Source organism: Cellulomonas humilata (assembly GCF_013359775.1).
In the GTDB taxonomy this organism is placed as follows: Bacteria; Actinomycetota; Actinomycetes; order Actinomycetales; family Cellulomonadaceae; genus Cellulomonas; species Cellulomonas humilata.
In genome coordinates this window covers 140,593-163,984 of record NZ_JABMCI010000062.1, presented here as the reverse complement: position 1 = coordinate 163,984, position 23,392 = coordinate 140,593, and the positions used below count along the sequence as shown (strand labels likewise).

Sequence of the window (23,392 nt, the reverse complement as noted above, 5' to 3'; positions counted from 1 at the left end):
TCGACGACGGCCCCGCCCTGCCGCGTGCGCGCAGGTTCGTGACGGAGGGGTCGATGGCGTACCTGGTCGCTGTGCTCATCGTGGTCGTCGTGCTGCTGCTGTCCATCGGGCTGCACGAGATCGGGCACATGGTGCCCGCCAAGCGCTTCGGCGTGCGCGTGAGCCACTACATGATCGGCTTCGGACCCACCCTGTGGTCGCGTACCAAGGGGGAGACCGAGTACGGCCTCAAGGCGATCCCGCTCGGCGGCTACGTGCGGCTCGTGGGCATGTACCCGCCCGACGCGGCCGTCGGCAACCCGCCCGCCCGCACCTGGCTCGGCCGGCTGGCCAAGGACGCCCGGCAGGCCAGCGCCGAGGAGATCCTGCCCGGCCAGGACGACCGCGCGTTCTACCACCTGTCGACCCCCAAGAAGCTGGTCGTCATGCTCGGCGGCCCGGTGATGAACCTGGTCATCGCGGTCGTGCTCATGGCGGTCGTGCTCCTCGGCTTCGGCCTGCCCACGTTCACCCCGCACCTCGCCGGGGTCTCGCAGTGCGTCCTGCCGGCCGACGCGCCCGCGTCCCAGACCTGCACGTCGTCCGACGACGCCGCACCGGCCGCCGCCGCCGGCATCGAGCCCGGGGACACGGTCGTGTCCTTCGCCGGCACCGAGATCACGTCCTGGGACCAGCTCTCCGGCCTGATCCGCAGCACCGGCGAGGAGGCAGTCCCTGTCGTCGTCGAGCGCGACGGCGAGCTCGTCGACCTCACCATCACGCCGATCGTCGCGGAGCGGCCGGTCTATGACGAGTTCGACGAGCCGGTCCTCGACGCCGCCGGCGACGCGGTGACCGAGCCGGTCGGCTTCCTGGGCATCACCCCGTCGCGGGAGATGGTCCGGCAGTCCCCGCTGAGCGTGCCCGCGGCCGTCGCCGACACCACCTGGCAGACGATCACGGTCGTCGCCACGCTGCCCAGCCGCGTCGTGGACCTGGTCCAGTCGCAGGTCAACGACACGCCCCGGGACGAGACCAGCATCATCGGCGTGGTCGGCATCGGGCGGTTCGCGGGGGAGATCGCCACGACCGACGGCATCGACTGGCAGCTCAAGGCGGCCTCGCTGCTCCAGATGCTCGCCGCGCTCAACATCGCCCTGTTCGTCTTCAACCTGATCCCGCTCCCGCCGCTCGACGGCGGCCACGTCGTGGCGGCCCTGTGGGAGGGCGCCCGGCGCCAGGTCGCACGGGTGCGCGGACTGCCCCGGCCCGGCCCGTTCGACTCGGCCAAGCTGGTCCCGCTGGCGTACTCGGTGTTCATCCTGCTCGGCGCCGTGGGTCTGCTGCTGATCTACGCCGACATCGTCAACCCGGTGCAGATCTGATCCGTGGGGGCCCCGGGGTGATCTCGTGCACACCGGCCCCTGTGGAGCAGGCGCGGGACCAGCCGGGTGCGATGATGGCCAGGTGAGCATCCCGATCAGCCTCGGCATGCCGGAGGCGCCCCCCTTGGTCCTGGCACCCCGGCGCAAGACCCGCAAGATCAAGGTCGGCAAGATCGACGTCGGCGGTGACGCACCGGTCAGCGTCCAGTCCATGTGCACCACGCAGACGACGGACATCAACTCGACCCTCCAGCAGATCGCCGAGCTGACGGCCGCCGGCTGCGACATCGTGCGCGTGGCCGTGCCGACGCAGGACGACGCCGACGCGCTGCCCGCGATCGCGCACAAGTCGCAGATCCCGGTGATCGCCGACATCCACTTCCAGCCGAAGTACGTGTTCGCCGCGATCGACGCCGGCTGCGCCGCCGTCCGCGTGAACCCCGGCAACATCCGCAAGTTCGACGACCAGGTCAAGGAGATCGCCCGCGCGGCGACCGACGCCGGCACGTCGATCCGGATCGGCGTCAACGCGGGCTCGCTGGACCCCCGGCTGCTGGCCAAGTACGGCAAGGCCACCCCGGAGGCTCTGGTCGAGTCGGCCGTGTGGGAGGCGTCCCTGTTCGAGGAGCACGGCTTCCGCGACTTCAAGATCTCGGTGAAGCACAACGACCCCGTGATCATGGTCCGCGCCTACGAGCTGCTCTCCGAGCGCGGCGACTGGCCCCTGCACCTCGGCGTGACCGAGGCCGGCCCCGCGTTCCAGGGCACCATCAAGTCCGCCACCGCGTTCGGCGCGCTGCTGAGCAAGGGCATCGGCGACACCATCCGCGTGTCCCTGTCCGCGCCGCCGGTCGAGGAGGTCAAGGTCGGCATCCAGATCCTGCAGTCGCTCAACCTGCGGCCGCGCAAGCTCGAGATCGTGTCCTGCCCGTCGTGCGGCCGCGCGCAGGTCGACGTGTACTCGCTCGCCGAGCGCGTCACGGCCGGCCTCGAGGGCATGGAGGTGCCGCTGCGCGTCGCCGTCATGGGGTGCGTCGTCAACGGACCCGGCGAGGCCCGTGAGGCGGACCTGGGCGTCGCGTCCGGCAACGGCAAGGGACAGATCTTCGTCAGGGGTCAGGTCATCAAGACCGTGCCCGAGGCGTTGATCGTCGAGACCCTGATCGAGGAGGCCATGCGCCTCGCGGAGAGCATGGACCCGGTCGAGTCGGGCAACGGTGCTCCCGTCGTCACCGTCGGCTGAGGGTGTCCGCACCCAACGTTCACTCGATCGACGTGTCGGAGATCGGGTGAACCGGACGCCCGTGGTGCAGGATCTACCCATGGTGCAACGCCGCGCTGCTCTGCTCGATGGTCGGGCCGGAGGTCGGGTCCTCGGTGACGTCGACCTCGAGAGCGCCCTGGCCGTCTGCGCCCGGGACGCCGTCGGCTCCGTGCTGGCGACGGCGCGGCTCGAGCAGGCTGTCGGACGGACCCTGCGGGCCGCCGGAGGAACCCTGTGGGGGTACGAGGAGGACGGCGAGCTCCTGGCGATCTGCTTCGCCGGCGCGAACATGGTCCCGGTCGTCCCCGTGGAGGACCCGCGCGTCCTGAGCCGGGCGCTCGACGCCTTCGCCGGGCTCGCGCGCGTCCAGGGCAGGCGCTGCTCGTCGATCGTCGGGCCCGCCGACGCCGTGCTGGGCCTGTGGGGTCGGCTCCGGTACTTCTGGCCCGCGGCCCGCGAGGTCCGCGACGACCAGCCCTCGATGGTGATCGAGCACGCCCCGCTGGTGACGGCCGACCCACGGGTGCGCCGGTCCCGCCCCGAGGAGTTCGACGTCGTGCTGCCGGCGTGCGTGCGCATGTTCACCGAGGAGGTGGGCTACTCGCCGGTCAGCGGCCCGGGCGGACCGTACGAGACCCGCGTCCACGGCCTGATCGCGCAGGGCCGGTCGTTCGTGCGCATCGACCCGTCGGCCCCCGTCTCCGACCGGCGGCTGGCACGCCGACCCGCGGCGGACGTCGTGTTCAAGGCCGAGCTCGGCGCGGTCGCCGGGGGCGTGGCCCAGGTGCAGGGCGTGTGGGTGGCCCCGGACCGGCGCGGCGAACGGCTCTCCGAGGCGGGGATGGCCGCCGTGGTGCAGATCGCCCGCGGCGAGGTGGCACCCCTGGTGTCGCTGTACGTGAACAGCTACAACGAGCGCGCTCTGGCGGCGTACCGCGCGGTGGGCTTCCGGCAGGTCGGCACGTACGCGACCGTCCTCTTCTAGCGCTGACCTTCTCGCGCTGACCTTCTAGCGCTGACCTTCTAGCGCTGACCTTCTAGCGCTGACCTTCTAGCGCTGCGCTTACCGCAGCAGCCTCGACATCCGCCGGTCGGCCAGCGGCTTGCCGCCGGTCTGGCACGTGGGGCAGTACTGCAGCGACGAGTCCGCGAAGGACACCTCGTGCACGGTGTCGCCGCACGGGACGTCGTTCCAGCCCGGGCAGGGCTGGCCCGTCCGGCCGTGCACCTTCATCCCGCGCCGCTTGGCGTCCTTGAGCTCGGCGGCAGGCTTTCCGGACGCCGAGCCGACCGCGCCGGTGAGGACCTCGCGGATCGCCTCCCACAGGACGCGGGTGCGGTCGGCGTCGAACGACCTGGTCATCGCGAACGGGCTCATCCGGGCGGCGAGCAGGATCTCGTCCGAGTAGGCGTTGCCGATGCCCGCGATCGTCCCCTGGTCGCGCAGCAGCCCCTTGACCTGCTGGTTGCGGGCCGCGAGCAGCTCCGCCAGCCGGTCCTCGGTGAACTCGTCGGACAGCGGCTCGACGCCGAGCGACGCGATCTGCGGGACGTCGTCCGGAGCCTCGACCACGTGCACCGCGAGCCGCTTGCGCGTGCCCGCCTCGGTCAGGTCGAAGCCCGACCCGTCGTCGATGCGCACCCGCAGCGCCAGCGGCGACTTCCCCGGCCGGACCGGGTTGGTCGACAGCTGCTCGGACCAGCGCACCCAGCCGGCGCGCGAGAGGTGCCAGATCAGGTGCAGCGGTTCGCCGGTCGGGGTGGCGACCATGACGTCCAGCCACTTGCCGTGCCGCTGCACGTCCACGACCGTGCCGCCGACCAGCGCGTCGGGAGCCGGGCGGAACGTCTTCAGCGCGCTGATGGCGCCGACCGACACCTCGGTCACGGCGTGGTCCACCATCCGCCCGCGCAGGAACTGCGCGAGCGCCTCGACCTCGGGCAGCTCCGGCACGTGCACCATCCAACCCCACGGAAACGCGTACGGCCCATGGATCGTGGGCAACTAGGCTCCGTGCATGCTCATCCGCCTGTCCCAGCTCTTCTTCCGCACGCTGCGTGAGGACCCGGTCGACGCCGAGGTCGCCAGCCACCGGCTGCTCGTGCGCGCGGGCTACATCCGCCGCGCCGCACCCGGCATCTACTCCTGGCTGCCGCTGGGCCTGCGCGTGCTGGCCAAGGTGGAGCTGGTGGTCCGCGAGGAGATGGCGGCCGCGGGTGCGCAGGAGGTGCACTTCCCGGCGCTGCTGCCCAGGGAGCCGTACGAGGCGACCGGTCGCTGGACCGAGTACGGCCCGAACATCTTCCGGCTGAAGGACCGCAAGGGCGGTGACTACCTGCTCGCGCCGACGCACGAGGAGATGTTCACGCTGCTGGTCAAGGACCTGTACTCGTCGTACAAGGACCTGCCGCTCGCGCTCTACCAGATCCAGACCAAGTACCGCGACGAGGCGCGTCCGCGCGCCGGGCTCATCCGCGGCCGCGAGTTCATCATGAAGGACGCCTACTCGTTCGACATCGACGACGAGGGGCTGGCGGCCTCCTACCAGTCGCAGCGGGACGCCTACGAGCGGATCTTCGGCCGGCTCGGCCTGGAGTACGTCATCGTCGCCGCGACGTCCGGTGCCATGGGCGGCTCGCGCTCGGAGGAGTTCCTCACGCCCACCGCGATCGGCGAGGACACGTTCGTGCGCTCGCCGGGCGGCTACGCGGCGAACGTCGAGGCGGTCACCACGGTGGTGCCGGACGCGATCCCGTTCGACGACGCGCCGGCGGCGCACGTCGAGGACACCCCGGACACGCCGACCATCGACACGCTGGTGGCCGTCGCCAACGAGCGGTTCGCGCGCCCGGACCGCCCGTGGGCCGCCGCCGACACGCTCAAGAACGTCGTGCTCGCCCTCGTGCACCCGACCGGCGAGCGCGAGCTGCTCGTCGTCGGCCTGCCCGGAGACCGCGAGGTGGACCTCAAGCGGCTCGAGGCCGCGGTCGCACCCGCCGAGGTCGAGGCTGCCGGCGACGCCGACTTCGCCGCGCACCCGGAGCTGGTCCGCGGCTACCTCGGCCCCGGGGCCGTCGGCCCGAACGTGCTCGTGGCGGACGGCGCCGAGCGCACGGCGGTCCGCTACCTCCTGGACCCGCGCGTCGTCGCCGGCACGCGGTGGATCACCGGCGCCAACGAGCACGGCAAGCACGTGTTCGACCTCGTCGCCGGTCGGGACTTCACAGCCGACGGCACGGTCGAGGCCGCCGAGGTGCGCGCCGGCGACCCGGCACCGGACGGCTCGGGCCCGCTCGAGCTGGCACGCGGCATCGAGATCGGCCACATCTTCGCGCTCGGGCGCAAGTACGCCCAGGCGCTCGGCCTCACCGTGCTGGACCAGAACGGCAAGGCGCAGGTGGTGACGATGGGCTCCTACGGTGTCGGTGTCACCCGCGTGCTCGCCGCGCTGGCGGAGGCCAACAACGACGAGCGCGGGCTGGCCTGGCCCGCGCACGTCGCACCGGCGCACGTGCACGTGGTCGCCACGGGCAAGGACCCGGCCGTGTTCGAGGCCGCTGACGCGCTCGCCACCGAGCTCTCGTCGCGCGGCATCGAGGTGCTCTACGACGACCGCCCGGGCAGGGTCTCGCCCGGCGTGAAGTTTGCCGACGCCGAGCTCCTGGGCGTCCCGCTGGTGGTCGTCGTCGGACGCGGGCTGGCCGAGGGTGTGGTCGAGGTGCGCCCGCGCGTCGGCGGCACCACCGAGCAGGTGCCGGTCGCCCAGGCGGCCGACCGGGTGGCCGCCCTCGTCGCCGAGCTGCTCGCCGGCTGACGTCGTCGGCGTCAGCCGGTGGGCTGCTGGGCCCGCTCCGGCAGGCCCGGGAACGGCACGTGCGTGGCGCCCCAGGTGGCGGCGTCGCCCGTCGCGCGGCGCAGTCCCGCGATGCGCGCGGACCGGCCGCCGGGTTCCGCCTGGGCGACGGCGTTGGCGTAGGCGTTCGCGACGGCCGTCTCCAGCGAGCGTGCGAGGGCGGAGGAGACGGCGGGGTCGTCGAGCCCGGCGGGCAGCGCGTAGGACGCGCGGCGGGGGTCCTGCGCCGATCCGTCGATGCCGGCGGCGGCCGCCCAGTCCTCGCTGGAGGCGCGGTGCCTCGCCGCCGTGGCGCGCGCAGCGGCGCGCTGGTCGCCCGAGAGCTTGGCGGCGATCACCTCGAACCCGTAGCCGGCCTCGTCGTGCACGAGCGCGAGCACGCCGACGTCACCGGTGGCCAGACCGTCGACACCGGTGGTCGGCGTCGTCTCCGCCGGGGTCGGCGCAGGGTCGGTCGCAGGGGGTGCCGCGTCGGGCTCGAGTTCCGGCACCGGGGTGCCGGTGGCACCGGCCAGGCGCTCGGTGAGCTCCGCGCGGGAGGTGGCGACCGACGCGATCAGTCGCGCGAGCGGGCCGTCGGGCACCGCGTCCGCGTCCGCGAGGGCTGTCCGGGTCGCCGCCGCCAGCTGCTCGAGCACCTCGGCGACCGACTCGGTGGTCGTGGGGGTCACTGCGGGGGAGTCAGTGGGGGAGTCCGTGGGGGTCGGCAGGCCGGAGACGTACACGCCGCCGAGCTGGTCGGCGTGCTGGTCGGAGTACCCGGCGACCTCCGTCAGGACCGGGGCGACCGGCTCCGCCGCGCCGTCGGGGAGCAGCGCAGCGGCCGACGCAGCGGCCGACAGGGCCAGCGAGTCGGCGACCGTCCGGGCGCGGACCTGCTCGAGCGCGTCCGGGCTGGGCTCGACCGGGGGCGGGGTCTCGGCCCGCAGACCGCACGCCGCCAGCGTGAGAACCATCACGGCCACGGCCAGCACCCGGGCCAGCGGGCGCGCGAGATCGTGCCGCGCCGCGAGGTCCCGGTCCGTGCTCATCGCCGGTGATCCTGCCATGCCGCCGGGGCGCGGCCGTCGGGCACGCCCGGACTCGTTACTGTGGTCCCACAACATCACAGGGTCGCAACGTCGCTCGCCGACGACCCGCTGGACCGACAGGAGGCTGACATGGTCGCGCCAGCACACGCAGAACGGGTCCGGCGCGTCGTGGAGCCGGCCGTCCTGGCCGGGGGTCTCGTGCTTGAGGACGTCACGGTGCGCAGGACCGGTGCGCGGTCGGTGGTCGAGGTGGTCGTCGACGTGACCGAGGACGACGAGGGCGGGCTGGACCTGGAGCGCGTCGCCGAAGCGACTCGTGCGGTCTCCGACGCCCTCGACGCGGCCGACGTGATCGTCGGCGAGTACACGCTCGACGTGATGAGCCCGGGCGTGTACCGACCGCTGACGGAGCGCCGCCACTTCACGCGCGCCGTCGGGCGCATGGTCACCCTGACGCTGACGGACGGCACCAAGCTGGCGGGGCGGATCACCGAGGTGGACCGGACAGGCCCGGACGGCGACGCGATCGTGGTCATGCCGGTGACGCCGGGTCGCAAGGGGCGCAAGCCGGTGGTGGGCGACCCGGTCCGCGTGCTCCTGACGGGTGTGCGCGAGGCGCACGTCGAGGTGGACCTGTCGGGCATCGGCCCTGTGGACGACGACGAGGCCGGGCGCGACGCCGCCGCCGGCGAGGAGAGCTGAGATGGACATCGACATGCAGGCGTTGCGGCTGCTCGAGCGCGAACGGGAGATCAGCCTCGACGTGCTGGTCTCCGCGATCGAGCAGGCGCTGCTGTCCGCCTACCACCGCACCCCGGGTGCGCAGGCGAAGGCCCGGGTCGAGGTGGACCGCAAGACGGGCCACGTGACCGTGTGGGCGCGCGAGACGGCGCCGCTGGGGGAGCCCGACGACGAGGGCATCATGCCGCCCCCGGGTCCCGACGGGCCGGAGTTCGACGACACCCCCGACGGCTTCGGCCGGATCGCGACGGCGACCGCGCGCCAGGTCATCGTGCAGCGCCTGCGGGACGCCGAGGACGACCAGGTGCTCGGGGCGTTCCGCGGCAAGGAGGGCGAGGTCCTCGGCGGCGTCATCCAGCAGGGCCGGGACCCGCGCACGGTGCTCATCGACGTCGGTGGCACCGAGGCCGTCCTGCCCGCGCACGAGCAGGTGCCCGGTGAGGAGTACGTGCACGGCGACCGCATCCGCGGCTACGTCCTCGAGGTCGCCCGCGGCCAGCGCGGACCCCAGGTGACCCTGTCCCGCACGCACCCGAACCTCGTGCGCAAGCTCTTCGAGCTCGAGGTGCCCGAGGTCGCCGACGGCACCGTCGAGATCACCGCGATGGCGCGCGAGGCCGGCCACCGCACCAAGATGTCCGTCCGCGCGACCGTCTCGGGCGTCAACGCCAAGGGCGCGTGCATCGGCCCGATGGGCGGCCGCGTGCGCGCCGTCATGGCGGAGCTGCACGGCGAGAAGATCGACATCGTCGACCACGCGGACGACCCGGCCGAGATGATCGCCCACGCGCTGTCGCCGGCGCGGGTGCTGTCCGTCACGGTGGTCGACCCGGTGGCGCGCGCCGCCCGGGTCGTCGTGCCGGACTACCAGCTGTCGCTCGCCATCGGCAAGGAGGGCCAGAACGCCCGCCTGGCCGCGAAGCTGACGGGGTGGCGCATCGACATCCGGTCCGACGCCGAGGTCCCGGGGGAGAGCGTGTCGCCGGGCGCCCACGGTGCTCGCGACGGTGCGGACGGCAGTGAGTGACCTCACGAGTGACGCCGCCGGAGCCGCGGCGCGGTAGACTCGCTGCGGCTGGGCCGGATGTCCGGCTCCTCCCGTCGAGCCGGCGGACCCCACAGACACCCGAACGTGTCTCTGGCATGGGTCCGGTGCGCACGTGCGTGGGGTGCCGAGCCACCGGCCCGAGGTCAGCCCTGCTGAGGGTGGTCGCTGTCACCGAGAGTTCAGTCGAGCTCGTCGTGGATGTCGGTCGCCGGATGCCGGGCAGGGGGGCATGGCTGCACCCCGATCCTGGATGTCTGGAGAAAGCCGAACGCCGACGTGCGTTCGGGCGCGCCCTGCGAGCTGCAGGGCAGCCCGACACGAGCGCGGTCCACCGCCACCTCGAGGCCCAGGAGCAGGACGTCGTCGGGTAGTTCCCGGCGGCGAGGCCGATCGTCGATACGGAAAGCGGGTTGGAAGCCGATGGCTGCCCGATGAGCACGCACCGATGAGTACCCAGCGATGAGTACCCAGCACTAACGACGGTCCGACCCTGTCCGGGCGGACCGAGACAGGAGAGATGTGGCCAAGGTCCGCGTCTACGAGCTCGCCAAAGAGCTCGGGGTCGACAGCAAGACCATCATGACCAAGCTGAACGAGTTCGGTGAATTCGTCCGCTCGGCATCCTCGACCATCGAACCGCCGGTCGTCCGCAAGCTGCGGGACACCTACCCGGTCGGTGGCGGAGGTTCCGCCCCCGCAGCAGCGCCTGCCCCGAAGGCACCGGCACGCCCGGCGCCCGCCCCGGCCGCTGCCGCCCCCACTGCACCCGCACCCGCTGCACCGGTCGAGGCCCCGCGCCCCGCACCTGTCGCGGCTGCGGCCCCTGCCGCGCCGGCTGCCCCCGCAGCACCGGCACCGGCACCGGCAGCGCGTCCGGCCCCGGCCGCCGCGCAGGCGCCGGCCGCTGCGGCTCCGGCCAGCCCGGCCGTCCGTCCCGGACCGCGTCAGGCCCCGCCTGCCGCACGCCCGGGCAACAACCCGTTCGCGCCGTCCCAGGGCATGCCCCGTCAGGGCGAGCGCCCCGGCGGTGGCGCTCCGCGTCCCAGTGGCTCGCGGCCCGGCAACAACCCGTTCGCGCCCTCGCAGGGCATGCCGCGTCCGGGCGACCGTGACCGTCGTCCCGCCGCCGCCGAGGGTGCTCCGGCCGCCTCGGCCGGCGAGCGTCCCGGCGGTCCCCGTCCCGGCGGTCCCCGTCCGGGTGGTCCTCGCCCCAACCCCGGCATGATGCCGGGCAAGACGTCCAGCGGCGTCGGTCGTCCCGGCGAGCGTCCGGCCGGCCCCGGTGGCCGTGGCGGACCCGGTGGTGCCGGTGGCGGTGCGCGCGGCGGCTACGCCGGTCGTCCCGGCGGCGGTGGCGGTGCGCCCGGTGGCGCTCCCGGTGGCGGCGGCGGTTTCGCCGGTCGTCCCGGTGGCGGCGGCGGTCGTCCCGGCGGTGCCGGTCGTGGTAGCACGCAGGGTGCGTTCGGCCGCGCAGGCGGTCGTCCCGTCCGCGGTCGCAAGTCGAAGCGTGCGAAGCGTCAAGAGTTCGAGCAGATGCAGGCCCCCTCGCTGGGTGGCGTGCAGGTGCCTCGCGGCAACGGCAAGACCACCATCCGCCTGCGCCACGGCTCGTCGCTGAACGACTTCGCCGACAAGATCGACGCCAACCCGGCCGCGCTGGTCACGGTGCTGTTCCACCTCGGTGAGATGGCCACGGCGACCCAGTCGCTGGACGAGGACACGTTCGGCACGCTGGCCGAGGAACTCGGCTACATCATCGAGATGGTGTCGGCCGAGGAGGAGGACCGCGAGCTGCTCGGGGCCTTCGACATCGACCTGGACGCCGAGCTCGAGGCCGAGGGCGACGACGACCTGACGGCGCGGCCCCCGGTCGTCACCGTCATGGGTCACGTCGACCACGGAAAGACCAAGCTCCTCGACGCCATCCGTCAGACGGACGTCGTCGCGGGCGAGGCCGGCGGGATCACGCAGCACATCGGTGCCTACCAGGTGCACACCACGCACGAGGGCACCGACCGTGCCGTCACGTTCATCGACACCCCGGGCCACGAGGCGTTCACCGCCATGCGTGCCCGTGGTGCGCAGGTGACCGACATCGCGATCCTCGTGGTCGCGGCGGACGACGGTGTGATGCCCCAGACCATCGAGGCGCTCAACCACGCCCAGGCGGCCGGAGTGCCGATCGTGGTCGCGGTCAACAAGGTGGACAAGGAGGGGGCCAACCCCGCCAAGGTCCGCCAGCAGCTCACCGAGTACAACCTGGTGGCCGAGGAGTACGGCGGCGACACCATGTTCGTCGACGTCTCCGCGAAGTCGCTCACGGGCATCGACCAGCTGCTCGAGGCGGTCCTCCTCACGGCGGACGCTGCCCTCGACCTGCGGGCCAACGCCGACAAGGACGCCCGAGGCGTCGCCATCGAGGCGAACCTCGACAAGGGACGCGGTGCCGTGGCAACCGTCCTGGTCCAGTCCGGCACGCTGAACGTCGGCGACTCGATCGTCGCCGGCACGGCGTACGGCCGCGTCCGCGCGATGTTCGACGAGCACGGCGAGCCGGTCCTCGTGGCCGGGCCGTCGCGTCCGGTCCAGGTGCTCGGCCTGACCTCGGTGCCCCGCGCCGGCGACACGTTCATCGTGGCTCCGGACGACCGCACCGCACGTCAGATCGGCGAGAAGCGCGAGGCGGCCGAGCGTGCCGCCCTCCTGGCCAAGCGTCGCAAGCGCATCAGCCTCGAGGACTTCACGCAGGCGCTCCAGCAGGGCAAGGTCGAGACCCTCAACCTGGTCCTCAAGGGCGACGTGTCGGGTGCCGTCGAGGCACTCGAGGACGCACTGCTCAAGATCGACGTGGGCGAGGAGGTCGAGCTGCGCGTCATCCACCGTGGGGTGGGTGCCATCACGCAGAACGACGTCAACCTGGCCACCGTCGACTCGGCGATCATCATCGGGTTCAACGTCAAGTACGCGGAGCGCGTCGAGGAGCTGGCGGACCGCGAGGGCGTCGACGTGCGCTTCTACTCGGTCATCTACCAGGCGATCGACGACGTCGAGGCTGCTCTCAAGGGCATGCTCAAGCCGGAGTACGAGGAGGTGCAGCTCGGTTCCGCCGAGGTGCGCGAGGTCTTCCGGTCGTCGAAGTTCGGCAACATCGCCGGGTCGATCGTCCGGTCGGGCCTCATCCGACGGAACACGAAGGCGCGCGTCACGCGCGGCGGCAAGGTCGTCGGCGACAACCTGACGATCGAGTCGCTCAAGCGGTTCAAGGACGACGCCACGGAGGTCCGCGAGGGCTTCGAGTGCGGTATCGGCCTGGGGTCGTTCAACGACGTCGAGATCGGCGACACCATCGAGACCTGGGAGATGCGCGAGAAGCCTCGCGCCTGACCCAGTGATCACCGACCGCAGGGCGGGCGAGGAACCCTCCTCGCCCGCCCTGCGGTCTCTCCACGAGGAAGGATCGTCCGATGGCGGACACCGCCCGCGCCCGCAAGCTCTCCGAGCGCATCCAGCAGGTCGTCGCGCAGATGCTCGACACCCGGATCAAGGACCCGCGTCTGGGGTTCGTCACGGTCACCGACGTGCGTGTGACCGGTGACCTCCAGCACGCCGACATCTTCTACACGGTGCTGGGCGACGACGCCGCACGCACCGACACGGCCGCCGCGCTGGAGAGCGCGAAGGGCATCATCCGGTCCGAGGTGGGCAAGCAGACCGGCATCCGGTTGACGCCGTCGCTGGACTTCTACCTCGACGCCCTCCCGGACACGTCCGCACAGCTGGACGCGGCGCTGCTGGAGGCCGCCCGGCGCGACCGCGAGGTGGCCGCGCTGGCCGCCCAGGCGAGCTTCGCCGGTGACGCCGACCCGTACAAGAAGGCGGACGACGAGAACTCAGCCGCGGACGAGGACTGACGACCGACGACCGACGCACGCACGACGACGCCCCCGAGGAGACCTCCTCGGGGGCGTCGTCGTGTGCTCAGGCGGTCTCGCGCCCGGTGCCCCGTGGCATCCACAGCAGCACCATCAGCGCGCCCAGCCCGGTGACCGCGGCGGCCACCAGGGCGGCCGGCTGGAGTCCCGCGACGTAGCCGTCGGGGGTGAGCGTGCCGTTGGACGCGGTGAACACCGCGACCAGTGCGGCGACGCCCAGCGCACCGCCGATCTCCCGGATGGTGGCGTTCACGGAGCTCGCGGTGCCGTGGTCGTCCGGGGCCATGTCGAAGAGCACGGCCGTGGCGCTCGGGGCGAAGGTCAGTCCCATGCCGATCCCCGCCAGGGCCAGCCCGGGGACCAGGTCGGCGTAGACGAGGCCGTCGGTGCTGACGATCAGGCCCTGCCACGCCAGGCCGGCCGCCTGGAGGGCGAGCCCCGCCGTGAGCAGCGGACGGACGCCGATGCGGGGCGCGAGCATCCCCGCGATCGGGGCGAAGATCATGGGTGCGGCGGTCCAGGGCAGGGTGCGGATGCCGGCCTCCAGCGGGGTGAAGCCCATCCCGATCTGGAGGTACTGCGCGAGCAGGAAGACGAGTCCGAACACCCCGAACGAGAACGCCAGCGCGCTGCCGTTGGCCACGGCGAACGACCGCACGCGGAACAGGTGCAGCGGGACCAGCGGGTGGTCCGTGCGGGACTCGCGCACCACGAACGCGCCGAGGAGCAGGACGCCGAGGACCAGGCCGCCGACCACGCGGGTGGAGCCCCAGCCGTCGTCGTTGCCGCGCACGATCGACCAGACGAGGGCGAGGATGCCGGACCCGGCGAGGGCGAGGCCTGCCAGGTCGAGCGGCTGACGCCGGCCGCGCGACTCGGGCAACGCCCAGAGCACGAGGGGGATGGCTACCACCGCGACGGGGACGTTGATCCAGAAGATCGCCTCCCACGAGATGCCGTCCACCACCGCGCCGCCGATCACCGGGCCGAGCGCGACGCCGAGGCCCGAGGTGGCGCCCCAGATCCCGATCGCCATCGCGCGGCGGGCGGGGGGCACGGCCGCGGCGAGCAGCGTGAGGGACAGCGGCATGATGGCCGCCGCGCCGGCGCCCTGGACGGCGCGGGCCGCGATGAGCAGCTCGGCGCTGGTGGCCAGCGCCGAGGCGATCGAGGCGAGCGCGAACACGACGATGCCGGCGATGAACACCCGGCGGCGGCCCCACCGGTCGCCGAGCGTGGAGGCCGCGATCATCAGCGTCGCGAAGCTGAGCGTGTAGGCGTTGACCATCCACTGGAGCTGCTCGAGCGAGGCGGAGAGCTCGGTGCGCAGGACGGGGAGCGCGGTCGTCATGACGAGGTTGTCGAGGGTGGCCATGAACATGGGCACGGAGGCCGCGATCAGGGCGATCGCGGTGCCCCGCCGGCGCCCCGAGGAGGGCGGCGCGGTCGGTGTCAGAGGCACCTGTGCGGGTGCCGGCATCGTGACGGTCACGGGAGCTCCTTGTTGGCATTGATTGATTACTAACAAGCGAAACCGTAGGCATCGACTGATAACATGTCAACCATGTCTTCCGACCAGATCACGCAGCTGACGGCGAAGAGGCCGACCCAGCGCATGTCCGGCGTCCAGCGGCGCGAAGAGATCCTCGTCGCGGCGCGGACCGTGTTCGCCGAGCGCGGCTACTCCGCGAGCACCGACGAGGTGGCTCGCGCGGCGGGTGTCTCGCAGCCGTACGTCGTGCGCCTGTTCGGCACCAAGCGCGAGCTGTTCCTCGAGGCATACACGGTGGCCAGCGCGCAGATCATCGCTGCCCTGACGGCCGTCCCCGCGGGGCCGGACGCCGCCCTGCGGATGGGGGACGCCTACATCGGCCTGCTCGCCGACCGCGACCTGCTGCGGATGGTCATGCACGGCTTCATCGCCGGCGCGGACGAGGAGGTCGGACGCGTGGCACGGCACACGCTGGGAGAGGCGTTCCGGCTGTTCCAGGAGCGGTCGGGGCAGGACGAGCAGGCCGCCCGCGTGTTCGTCGCGCAGGGCATGCTCATCAACGTGCTGCTGGCCGTCGACGCACCCGCGCACGTCGGCGAGGACGCCGGCCTGGACGCCCTGGTGCAGTGCGTGCAGGACGACATCGCCGAGCGGGCCACGGCGTGACGAGAGGCTCGGCCGACGGGGAGCCCCGCGAGCACCGTCCGCGGCGACCGACCGCCGCCGACGGCGTGGTCGTCGTCGACAAGCCGGCGGACTGGACCAGCCACGACGTCGTCGCGCGCATGCGCCGCCTGGCGAGCACCCGCAAGGTCGGCCACGCCGGGACGCTGGACCCGATGGCGACGGGGGTGCTGGTGATCGGCATCGGCCGGGCGACGCGGCTGCTGACGTACATCGTGGGGGCCGACAAGGAGTACACGGCGACCATCCGGCTGGGGGTCGCGACCACGACCGACGACGCCGAGGGGGAGACCCTCACCACCGTCGACGCCTCCCACCTCAGCGCCGCCGACGTCGAGGCGGGCGTCGCGGGCCTGACCGGAGCGATCCAGCAGGTGCCCAGCGCGGTCTCCGCGATCAAGGTCGACGGGAAGCGGGCGTACGCCCGGGTCAGGGCCGGCGAGGACGTCGAGCTCGCCGCACGACCGGTGACCGTGAGCCGGTTCGAGGTGCACGACGTGCGCACGGCGCGCACCGACGACGGCTCCCCGGTGCTCGACGTCGACGTCACCGTGGTGGTGTCGTCGGGTACGTACGTCCGCGCCCTGGCCCGCGACCTCGGCACGGCGCTCGGCGTCGGCGGTCACCTCACGGCCCTGCGCCGGACCCGGGTGGGCGGCTACGGGCTGGACGTCGCCCGGTCGCTCGACGACCTCGGTGCGCTGCCGCTCGACGAGCCCATCGACGTCGTGTCCCTCGCCGACTCCGCGCGAGCCACCTTCCCGGTCCGCGAGCTGACCGCCGTCGAGGCCAAGGCTCTGTCCTACGGCCAGGCGATCGCCCTCGCCGAGCCGCCGCACGCGGCGACCGTGGCGGGCATCGCCCCCGGTGGTGAGCTGGTCGCGCTGCTCGAGGAGCGTGGCGGCAAGGTGCGTCCGGCGCTGGTGTTCGCGCCCGCCTGAGGCCGACGTGGCGGGCGTGGGGCGGCCGGGATGGCAGGCTTGTCCGTCGGGCCCCGATCTCGGGTCGGGGACGGATGACGAGGAGCAGGTGTGCAGGTCTGGAGGGAGCTGTCCGAGGTGCCCGCGGACTTCGGTCCGTCGGTGGTCACGATCGGCAACTTCGACGGGGTCCACCGCGGTCACGTCGGCGTGCTGCGCCGGATGTGCGCCGACGCCCGGACCGCGGGCGCGCAGGCGGTCGCCGTGACGTTCAGCCCGCACCCGCAGCAGGTGCACCGGCCCGATACCGCCCCGCCGCTGCTGACCGGTGACGCCGACCGCCTCGAGCTGCTCGAGCAGACCGGGCTCGACGGCGTGCTACTGCTGGAGTACACGCTCGAGTTCGCGCGGCAGACCCCGCAGGAGTTCGTCGGGCGCTACCTGGTGGACGTCCTGCACGCGCAGACGGTCGTCGTCGGGCGCGACGTGCGGTTCGGCTGGAACAACTCCGGCGACCTGTCCACGATGGTCGAGCTGGGGCGCGAGCACGGGTTCGACGTCGAGGTCATCGACGACGTGACCCCCGCCGCGTCGGCGGACCCGGGCAGCCCCGAGGACCTCGCCGCCGACCCGCTGCGGCGGCGCTGGTCGTCGACGTGGGTGCGTGAGCTGCTCGACGCGGGAGACGTGGTCCAGGCGGCGCGCGTGCTCGGTCGCCCCCACCGGGTGCGCGGCACGGTCGTGCACGGCGACGCGCGCGGCCGCGAGCTGGGCTTCCCCACCGCCAACCTCGGTCCCGACGCGACCGGCATGGTCCCCGCGGACGGCGTGTACGCGGGCTGGCTGCGGCGCGTGTCGGTCGACCCCGGCAGCGCGGACGCCGTCCTGCCCGCGGCCATCTCGATCGGCACCAACCCGACGTTCGACGGGGTCGAGCGGCGCGTGGAGGCCTACGTGCTCGACCGGACCGACCTCGACCTGTACGGCCAGGTGGTCGTCCTCGAGCTCGTCGAGCGGTTGCGGCCGACCCTGCGCTTCGAGTCCGTCGACGAGCTGGTCACCCGGATGCACGAGGACGTCGACCGCACCCGCCAGGTCCTCGACGCCTGAGCGCGTCCGGGGCCACCGGAAGCCCCTGGTACGATGGTCGCTGCCGTACGAACGGCCGCGGAACGAGAGAGCCCGGGTGGACATGCCCCGGCGCACCGCGCAACGAGACAACCTGGAGAACCGTGCCGCTCGAAAGTGCCGTCAAGCAGTCCATCATGACCGAACACGCCACCCACGAGGGTGACACCGGTTCCCCCGAGGTCCAGATCGCGATGCTCACGCAGCGCATCAAGGACCTCACGGAGCACCTCAAGACCCACAAGCACGACCACCACAGCCGCCGCGGCCTGCTGCTGCTCGTCGGTAAGCGTCGTCGCCTGCTGGGTTACCTCCAGAAGGTCGACATCAACCGCTACCGCAGCCTCATCGAGAAGCTCGGTCTGCGCCGATAACGCCTCGCACCAGCCCGGACCCGCTGATGGGTCCGGGCTGGTGTGTCGTCACGGCACGTCGCACCACCGCACCACTGCACGTCGCACACCGCACGACCAGCACCACACACCGCGTCGGTCCGCTCGGTCCGGTCCTCGGTAGTGGCTTCCGGAAGCTCCGCACGGCGCGTCCGGTGGCCTCGATCGAAGATCGCTCGCGGACGGCCGGCGCCTTCTAGAAAGAGGAGGGCACCCATGGAGGGTCCCGAGATCCAGTTCGCCGAGGCAGTGATCGACAACGGTCGCTTCGGCACCCGCACCGTCCGCTTCGAGACCGGCCGCATCGCCAAGCAGGCCGCCGGTGCCGCCGTCGCCTACCTGGACGGCGAGACGACGCTGCTCGCCGCCACCACGGCCGGCAAGCACCCGAAGGAGCAGTTCGACTTCTTCCCCCTGACGATCGACGTCGAGGAGCGGTCCTACGCGGCCGGCAGGATCCCCGGCTCGTTCTTCCGCCGTGAGGGTCGCCCGAGCACCGAGGCCATCCTCGCGTGCCGCCTGATCGACCGCCCGCTGCGCCCCCTGTTCGTCAAGGGTCTGCGCAACGAGGTCCAGGTCGTCATCACCGTCCTGTCGATCCACCCGGACGACTCGTACGACACCCTGGCCATCAACGCCGCGTCGATCTCGACGCAGCTGTCGGGCCTGCCGTTCTCCGGCCCCGTCGCCGGTGTGCGCGTCGCGCTCGTCGACGGCCAGTGGGTCGCGTTCCCGCGGTACTCCGAGCGCGAGCGCGCCACGTTCGACATGGTCGTCGCCGGCCGTGTCGTGGGTGACGACGTCGCGATCGCCATGATCGAGGCCGAGGCGCCCGAGAAGTCCTGGAACATCATCAAGTTCGAGGGTGGCGTCGCCCCCACGGAGGAGATCGTCGCCCAGGGCATCGAGGCCGCGAAGCCCTTCATCAAGGTGCTCGTCCAGGCCCAGCAGGAGCTCGCGTCGAAGGCCGCCAAGGAGACCCAGGTCTTCCCGACGTTCCCCGACTACCAGCCCGACGCCTACGCCGCGGTCGAGTCCTCCACGACGCAGGCGCTCAGCGACGCGCTGAGCATCGCGGACAAGCAGAACCGCGAGAACCGCCTCGACGAGATCAAGGTCGACGTCGTCGCGCAGCTCTCCGAGCAGTTCGAGGGCCGCGAGAAGGAGCTGTCCGCCGCGTACCGCGCCGTGCAGAAGAAGCTCATCCGCCAGCGCATCCTCACGGACGGCTTCCGCATCGACGGCCGTGGCCTGCGGGACATCCGCACGCTCTCGGCCGAGGTCGAGGTCCTGCCCCGCGTGCACGGCTCGGCGATCTTCGAGCGCGGCGAGACCCAGATCCTGGGTGTCACCACGCTGAACATGCTCCGCATGGAGCAGCAGCTCGACACGCTCTCCCCGGAGAAGCGCAAGCGCTACATGCACAACTACAACTTCCCGCCCTACTCCACGGGTGAGACGGGCCGCGTCGGTTCGCCGAAGCGTCGCGAGATCGGCCACGGGGCGCTCGCCGAGCGCGCGCTCATGCCGGTGCTCCCGAGCCGCGAGGAGTTCCCGTACGCCATCCGCCAGGTCTCCGAGGCGCTGAGCTCCAACGGCTCCACGTCCATGGGCTCGGTCTGCGCGTCCACCCTGTCGCTGCTCAACGCCGGGGTGCCGCTGCGCGCGCCGGTCGCCGGCATCGCGATGGGCCTCGTGTCCGACACGGTGAACGGTGAGACCCGCTATGCGGCGCTCACCGACATCCTCGGCGCCGAGGACGCGTTCGGTGACATGGACTTCAAGGTCGCCGGTACCCGCGAGTTCATCACGGCGATCCAGCTGGACACCAAGCTCGAGGGCATCCCCGCCTCGGTGCTCGGTGGCGCGCTCACGCAGGCCAAGGAGGCTCGCCTGGCGATCCTCGACGTCATCGCCGAGGCGATCGACGTGCCCGACGAGATGAGCCCGTTCGCGCCCCGCGTGATCACGGTGCAGGTCCCGATCGACAAGATCGGCGAGGTCATCGGGCCGAAGGGCAAGATGATCAACCAGATCCAGGAGGAGACCGGCGCCGACATCTCGATCGAGGACGACGGCACGGTCTACATCGGCGCTGTCGACGGTCCGTCGGCGGAGGCCGCGCGTGCGGCGATCAACGCGATCGCCAACCCGCACATGCCCGAGATCGGGGAGCGCTTCGTCGGGACGGTCGTCAAGACCACGACCTTCGGCGCGTTCATCTCCCTGTCCCCGGGCAAGGACGGTCTGCTGCACATCTCGCAGATCCGCAAGCTCGTCGGTGGTCGTCGCGTCGAGAACGTCGAGGACGTGCTGGCCGTGGGCCAGAAGGTCCAGGTCGAGATCGGCGAGATCGACCCGCGCGGGAAGCTGTCGCTGCACGCCGTCATCGAGGGTGAGGAGTCTGAGGCTCCGGCCGAGGGCGCGTCCGAGCCGGTCGACGCCTGACGATGCCTCTGGACCTCCCGCTCGTCCGCCCGGGTCAGCCCGGGGCCGAGCAGTCCGTCGGGCAGGACGGCGACGCCATCGTGCGTCGTTCCGTCCTGCCCGGCGGGGTCCGCGTGCTCACGGAGCACATGCCGGGCCTGCGCTCGGCGACCGTGGGCGCGTGGGTGGGGGTCGGCTCGCGCGACGAGTCCGACGGCCACCACGGCTCGACGCACTTCCTCGAGCACCTGCTGTTCAAGGGCACGACGCGCCGCACCGCGATGGACATCGCGGAGGCGTTCGACGCCGTCGGTGGTGAGGCCAACGCCGCCACCGGCAAGGAGCACACCTGCTACTACGCACGGGTGCTCGACACGGACCTGCCGATGGCGGTCGACGTCATCGCCGACATGGTCACCTCCGCGCGCCTGGACACCGACGAGCTCGAGACCGAGCGCGGCGTGATCCTCGAAGAGCTCGCGATGAACGACGACGATCCCAGCGACGTCGTGCACGAGCAGTTCGCCGCCGCGGTGCTGGGCGCGCACGCGCTCGGCCGGCCGATCGGCGGCACCCCCGACACCATCCGCGCGGTCCCGCGTGACGCGGTGTGGGAGCACTACCGGGAGCACTACCGCCCCTCGACGCTGGTCGTCACGGCCGCCGGGGGAGTCGACCACGATGTGCTGTGCGCGCAGGTCGAGGAGGCGCTGTCCACGGGCGGCTGGCCGCTCGACGCCGGTGCCGAGCCGCACAGCCGCCGCCTCCTCACCGACGTCGCCGTGCAGGCCGGCCAGGACGGCATCCCCGCGCAGGGCGTCGAGCTGACGATCCGGCGGCACACCGAGCAGGCCAACGTCATCATCGGCGGCACCTCGCTCACCGCCACGGACCCGAAGCGCTTCACCCTGTCCGTGCTCAGCGCGGTGCTCGGCGGCGGCATGTCGTCGCGGCTGTTCCAGGAGATCCGCGAGCGCCGCGGCCTCGCCTACTCCACGTACTCCTTCGCCTCCGGGCACGCCGATACCGGCGTCTTCGGCCTCTACGCGGGCTGCACCCCGGGCAAGGTCGACGAGGTCGTGGCCCTGATGGTGGCCGAGTGGGAGCGCATGGCGGACGCACCGATCACCCGGGCCGAGCTGGAGCGGTCCATGGGCCAGCTCTCCGGCGGCCTGGTGCTCGGCATGGAGGACTCGGGCTCGCGGATGAGCCGGCTGGGCAAGTCCGAGCTGGTGCACGGGTCGCTGCTGAGCATCGACGAGTCGCTCGACCTGATCCGCTCGGTCACGGTGCAGGACGTGCAGGACCTGGCCGCCGAGCTGGCGTCACGCCCGCGCTCGGTCGTCCGCGTCGGGCCCTTCGGGGACTGACGCCAGGAGCGACGTCGGGATCGGCCGCCGCGGAGCGGTGAGCCACTCGATCCCGCGGGCGGTCGGCACCAGCGCGAGAGCGCACCCGACGGCGAAGAACGGCAGGTAGGCCGCCGGTCGCCAGATCAGCGACAGACCAGTCAGCAGCAGCAGCCCGACCAGCACCGCGACGGTGCTCGTCCGGCCGCCGCCGGACGCGGCCAGCGCCGCCAGGGCGACGAGCACGTACGGCAGCCCCGACACGACGAGGGCGTCGCGCACCCCGAACGCGGCCGCTGTGAGGGCGACCGCCGCGAACGCGAGGCTGAGGAGCGGGATGGCCACGAGCGCGCCCGCTTCCCGCAGCGCGGCCGTGCCCGGTGCCGACGACCGCCGTGCGCCTCCTCGAGCGAGCCAGCAGGTCACCAGCAGTGCCGCGCCGACGACGACGGGACCGGAGACCCCCCACCACCAGGACCGTGCGAACGGTGCGACGCCGCTGTCGACGACGCCGACGGGCCCCGCCCAGACGAACCGAGGGCCGTCGAGGAACGCCGAGGCGACCGAGACTGCCACCAGCGCGATCCCGACCACCAGCGGTGCGTGCACGGCCCCGGACCCGGTCGCCGCGAGCCGCCGCGTCGCGGCCCACGCCAGCACCAACCAGCCGACGATCTCGGTCGGCCAGCGCCACGCGTACCACCAGAACGCGCCCGGCATCCCCGGCAGCACGCTCCACGCAGCGGCGAGCTCGGACTCGCGTGCACCGAGGGTGAGCATCCCGAACGCGGCGATGCCGAGGACGACCGGCACCGCGCAGAGGGCCTGGAGCGGGATGCTGGGGCGCGGACGGGTCACCACTGACTCATCGGGAGGCGAGGGCCTCGGCGTGAGGTCCTCCCGCCGGCGGGCCGCGCGCGCGATGATGGGGCATGGCCCCCGACCAGGTCGTCTACCACCGGTACCCGCCCCCGCCGAGCGCGCAGGGGATAGTCGAGCACCTCTGGGTCGTGCGCCTGCCCGAGGGTGCGGTCGAGCGCGAGGTGCTGCTGCCCGACGGGCACGGGCTCGTCACCGTGGCGGTCGGCACGCCCGGGGAGCACATCGATCCGCACACGCTCGCGCGGACGCCCGACGGCAGCGGAGTCCGTGGTCTCGCCGACCGGGCATTCGTCCGCGAGCAGCACGGGCCCGCCGTCCGGCTCGGTGCGCAGCTGGACCCGGTCGCGCTCGCGCGGATGGGGGTGCACACGCCGGCCCACGATCCCGTGGCCGTCTCTGCGGTTCTCGGTGCGCGGGTGGAGGAGGAGTGCAGCAATGCGCTCGCGCAGGGGCGTGACGCGGACGCTGCGGCGCTGCTCGGCTCGGCGGTGGCGGCCCACGCCGTGATCCCCCTGGTCGGCTCGCCGCTCGACGCCATCGCGCCGGTGCTGCGCAGCGTGATCGCGCAGCGCGGTCTCGTCCGGGCTGCGGACCTCGCGCGCGAGGCCGATCTCGCGGTGGGGGTCCTCTACCGGGAGGTGGAGCAGACGCTCGGCATCACCCCGGAGGCGTTCCTCGCCGCGGTCCGGTTCTCGGCGTTCGTGCGGGACGCCATCGGTCCCGGGCCGGTGCGACCGGGCGACGTGCTGGCGGTCCTGCGCTGGTACCTGCGGGCGGGCTACCCGCCGCGCGAGGTGGAGCGGTTCACCGGCCTGAACCACGTCGAGCTGCGGCGCCTGGAGGAAGGGATCGCCGCGGCGCTCGGCGTCGCCGCCTGACGTTAG

20 protein-coding genes are annotated in these 23,392 nt (G+C 72.6%); 16 read left to right on the top strand and 4 right to left on the bottom strand.

The window, feature by feature from the left end; translation table 11 throughout:
• The first annotated feature begins 53 nt into the window (after positions 1 to 53).
• The 3 genes from HP550_RS09645 to HP550_RS09635 all read left to right on the top strand — a co-directional run bounded on the left by HP550_RS09645 (position 54) and on the right by HP550_RS09635 (position 3,613).
• Complete coding sequence (locus tag HP550_RS09645) at positions 54 to 1,364, top strand: M50 family metallopeptidase (RefSeq protein WP_175347469.1); 1,311 nt, start codon at positions 54 to 56, stop codon at positions 1,362 to 1,364.
• An 82-nt stretch (positions 1,365 to 1,446) separates the two neighbouring features.
• Positions 1,447 to 2,607 (top strand): flavodoxin-dependent (E)-4-hydroxy-3-methylbut-2-enyl-diphosphate synthase, encoded by a 1,161-nt coding sequence (gene ispG, locus HP550_RS09640; protein WP_343048088.1) that lies wholly within the window; start codon positions 1,447 to 1,449, stop codon positions 2,605 to 2,607.
• A gap of 79 nt (positions 2,608 to 2,686) precedes the next feature.
• Positions 2,687 to 3,613 (top strand): GNAT family N-acetyltransferase, encoded by a 927-nt coding sequence (locus tag HP550_RS09635; RefSeq protein ID WP_175347468.1) that lies wholly within the window; start codon positions 2,687 to 2,689, stop codon positions 3,611 to 3,613.
• A 78-nt stretch (positions 3,614 to 3,691) separates the two neighbouring features.
• On the opposite strand, the gene HP550_RS09630 is transcribed toward HP550_RS09635, so the two are convergent.
• Positions 3,692 to 4,582: a DNA-formamidopyrimidine glycosylase family protein gene (locus tag HP550_RS09630; protein WP_175347467.1), complete on the bottom strand. Its 891-nt coding sequence runs from the start codon at positions 4,580 to 4,582 to the stop codon at positions 3,692 to 3,694.
• Between the two features lie 64 nt (positions 4,583 to 4,646).
• Between HP550_RS09630 and HP550_RS09625 the strand changes: the two genes are divergently transcribed.
• Positions 4,647 to 6,443: a proline--tRNA ligase gene (locus tag HP550_RS09625; RefSeq protein WP_175347466.1), complete on the top strand. Its 1,797-nt coding sequence runs from the start codon at positions 4,647 to 4,649 to the stop codon at positions 6,441 to 6,443.
• 11 nt (positions 6,444 to 6,454) lie between these two features.
• Here the strand turns inward: HP550_RS09625 and HP550_RS09620 are convergent, their stop codons facing one another.
• Positions 6,455 to 7,513 carry a DUF4439 domain-containing protein gene (locus HP550_RS09620; protein ID WP_175347465.1) on the bottom strand — a complete coding sequence of 353 codons (1,059 nt, stop codon included), beginning with the start codon at positions 7,511 to 7,513 and terminating at the stop codon, positions 6,455 to 6,457.
• Between the two features lie 129 nt (positions 7,514 to 7,642).
• Here HP550_RS09620 and HP550_RS09615 point away from each other — a divergent pair, with 129 nt between their 5' ends.
• The 5 genes from HP550_RS09615 to rbfA all read left to right on the top strand — a co-directional run bounded on the left by HP550_RS09615 (position 7,643) and on the right by rbfA (position 13,213).
• Positions 7,643 to 8,215, top strand: coding sequence for a ribosome maturation factor RimP (locus HP550_RS09615; protein ID WP_175347464.1), 573 nt, complete (start codon positions 7,643 to 7,645; stop codon positions 8,213 to 8,215).
• 1 nt (position 8,216) lies between these two features.
• A complete protein-coding gene (gene nusA / locus HP550_RS09610; protein ID WP_175347463.1) occupies positions 8,217 to 9,281 on the top strand; it encodes a transcription termination factor NusA in 1,065 nt (354 codons plus the stop codon).
• Positions 9,282 to 9,397: 116 nt separating this feature from the next.
• Positions 9,398 to 9,673: a YlxR family protein gene (locus tag HP550_RS09605; RefSeq protein WP_175347462.1), complete on the top strand. Its 276-nt coding sequence runs from the start codon at positions 9,398 to 9,400 to the stop codon at positions 9,671 to 9,673.
• 148 nt (positions 9,674 to 9,821) lie between these two features.
• The gene (gene infB / locus HP550_RS09600; RefSeq protein WP_175347461.1) at positions 9,822 to 12,686 is read left to right on the top strand and encodes a translation initiation factor IF-2; all 2,865 of its coding nucleotides are present in this window, start codon (positions 9,822 to 9,824) and stop codon (positions 12,684 to 12,686) included.
• Positions 12,687 to 12,766: 80 nt separating this feature from the next.
• Positions 12,767 to 13,213, top strand: a complete 447-nt coding sequence (rbfA, locus tag HP550_RS09595) for a 30S ribosome-binding factor RbfA (protein WP_175347460.1) — start codon at positions 12,767 to 12,769, stop codon at positions 13,211 to 13,213.
• Positions 13,214 to 13,280: 67 nt separating this feature from the next.
• On the opposite strand, the gene HP550_RS09590 is transcribed toward rbfA, so the two are convergent.
• Positions 13,281 to 14,714: an MFS transporter gene (locus HP550_RS09590; RefSeq protein WP_175347528.1), complete on the bottom strand. Its 1,434-nt coding sequence runs from the start codon at positions 14,712 to 14,714 to the stop codon at positions 13,281 to 13,283.
• Between the two features lie 84 nt (positions 14,715 to 14,798).
• Here HP550_RS09590 and HP550_RS09585 point away from each other — a divergent pair, with 84 nt between their 5' ends.
• From HP550_RS09585 to HP550_RS09560, 6 genes are all read left to right on the top strand, one after another.
• Positions 14,799 to 15,392, top strand: a complete 594-nt coding sequence (locus HP550_RS09585; RefSeq protein WP_246280726.1) for a TetR/AcrR family transcriptional regulator — start codon at positions 14,799 to 14,801, stop codon at positions 15,390 to 15,392.
• Entirely contained in the window at positions 15,389 to 16,351 is a 963-nt protein-coding gene (gene truB / locus HP550_RS09580) for a tRNA pseudouridine(55) synthase TruB (RefSeq protein ID WP_175347459.1), read from the top strand. Before HP550_RS09585 ends, truB begins: the two co-directional genes overlap by 4 nt.
• 90 nt (positions 16,352 to 16,441) lie before the next feature.
• Entirely contained in the window at positions 16,442 to 17,440 is a 999-nt protein-coding gene (locus tag HP550_RS09575; RefSeq protein WP_175347458.1) for a bifunctional riboflavin kinase/FAD synthetase, read from the top strand.
• Positions 17,441 to 17,562: 122 nt separating this feature from the next.
• Positions 17,563 to 17,832 carry a 30S ribosomal protein S15 gene (gene rpsO / locus HP550_RS09570; protein WP_055922151.1) on the top strand — a complete coding sequence of 90 codons (270 nt, stop codon included), beginning with the start codon at positions 17,563 to 17,565 and terminating at the stop codon, positions 17,830 to 17,832.
• Positions 17,833 to 18,066: 234 nt separating this feature from the next.
• Positions 18,067 to 20,298, top strand: a complete 2,232-nt coding sequence (locus HP550_RS09565) for a polyribonucleotide nucleotidyltransferase (RefSeq protein ID WP_175347457.1) — start codon at positions 18,067 to 18,069, stop codon at positions 20,296 to 20,298.
• 2 nt (positions 20,299 to 20,300) lie between these two features.
• A complete protein-coding gene (locus HP550_RS09560) occupies positions 20,301 to 21,647 on the top strand; it encodes a M16 family metallopeptidase (protein WP_175347456.1) in 1,347 nt (448 codons plus the stop codon).
• On the opposite strand, the gene HP550_RS09555 is transcribed toward HP550_RS09560, so the two are convergent.
• On the bottom strand, positions 21,603 to 22,484 hold the full coding sequence (locus tag HP550_RS09555; protein WP_175347455.1) for a hypothetical protein: 882 nt from the start codon (positions 22,482 to 22,484) through the stop codon (positions 21,603 to 21,605). The genes HP550_RS09560 and HP550_RS09555 overlap by 45 nt on opposite strands.
• 74 nt (positions 22,485 to 22,558) lie before the next feature.
• Here HP550_RS09555 and HP550_RS09550 point away from each other — a divergent pair, with 74 nt between their 5' ends.
• Positions 22,559 to 23,386: a hypothetical protein gene (locus HP550_RS09550; RefSeq protein WP_175347454.1), complete on the top strand. Its 828-nt coding sequence runs from the start codon at positions 22,559 to 22,561 to the stop codon at positions 23,384 to 23,386.
• The last annotated feature ends 6 nt before the right edge of the window (positions 23,387 to 23,392 follow it).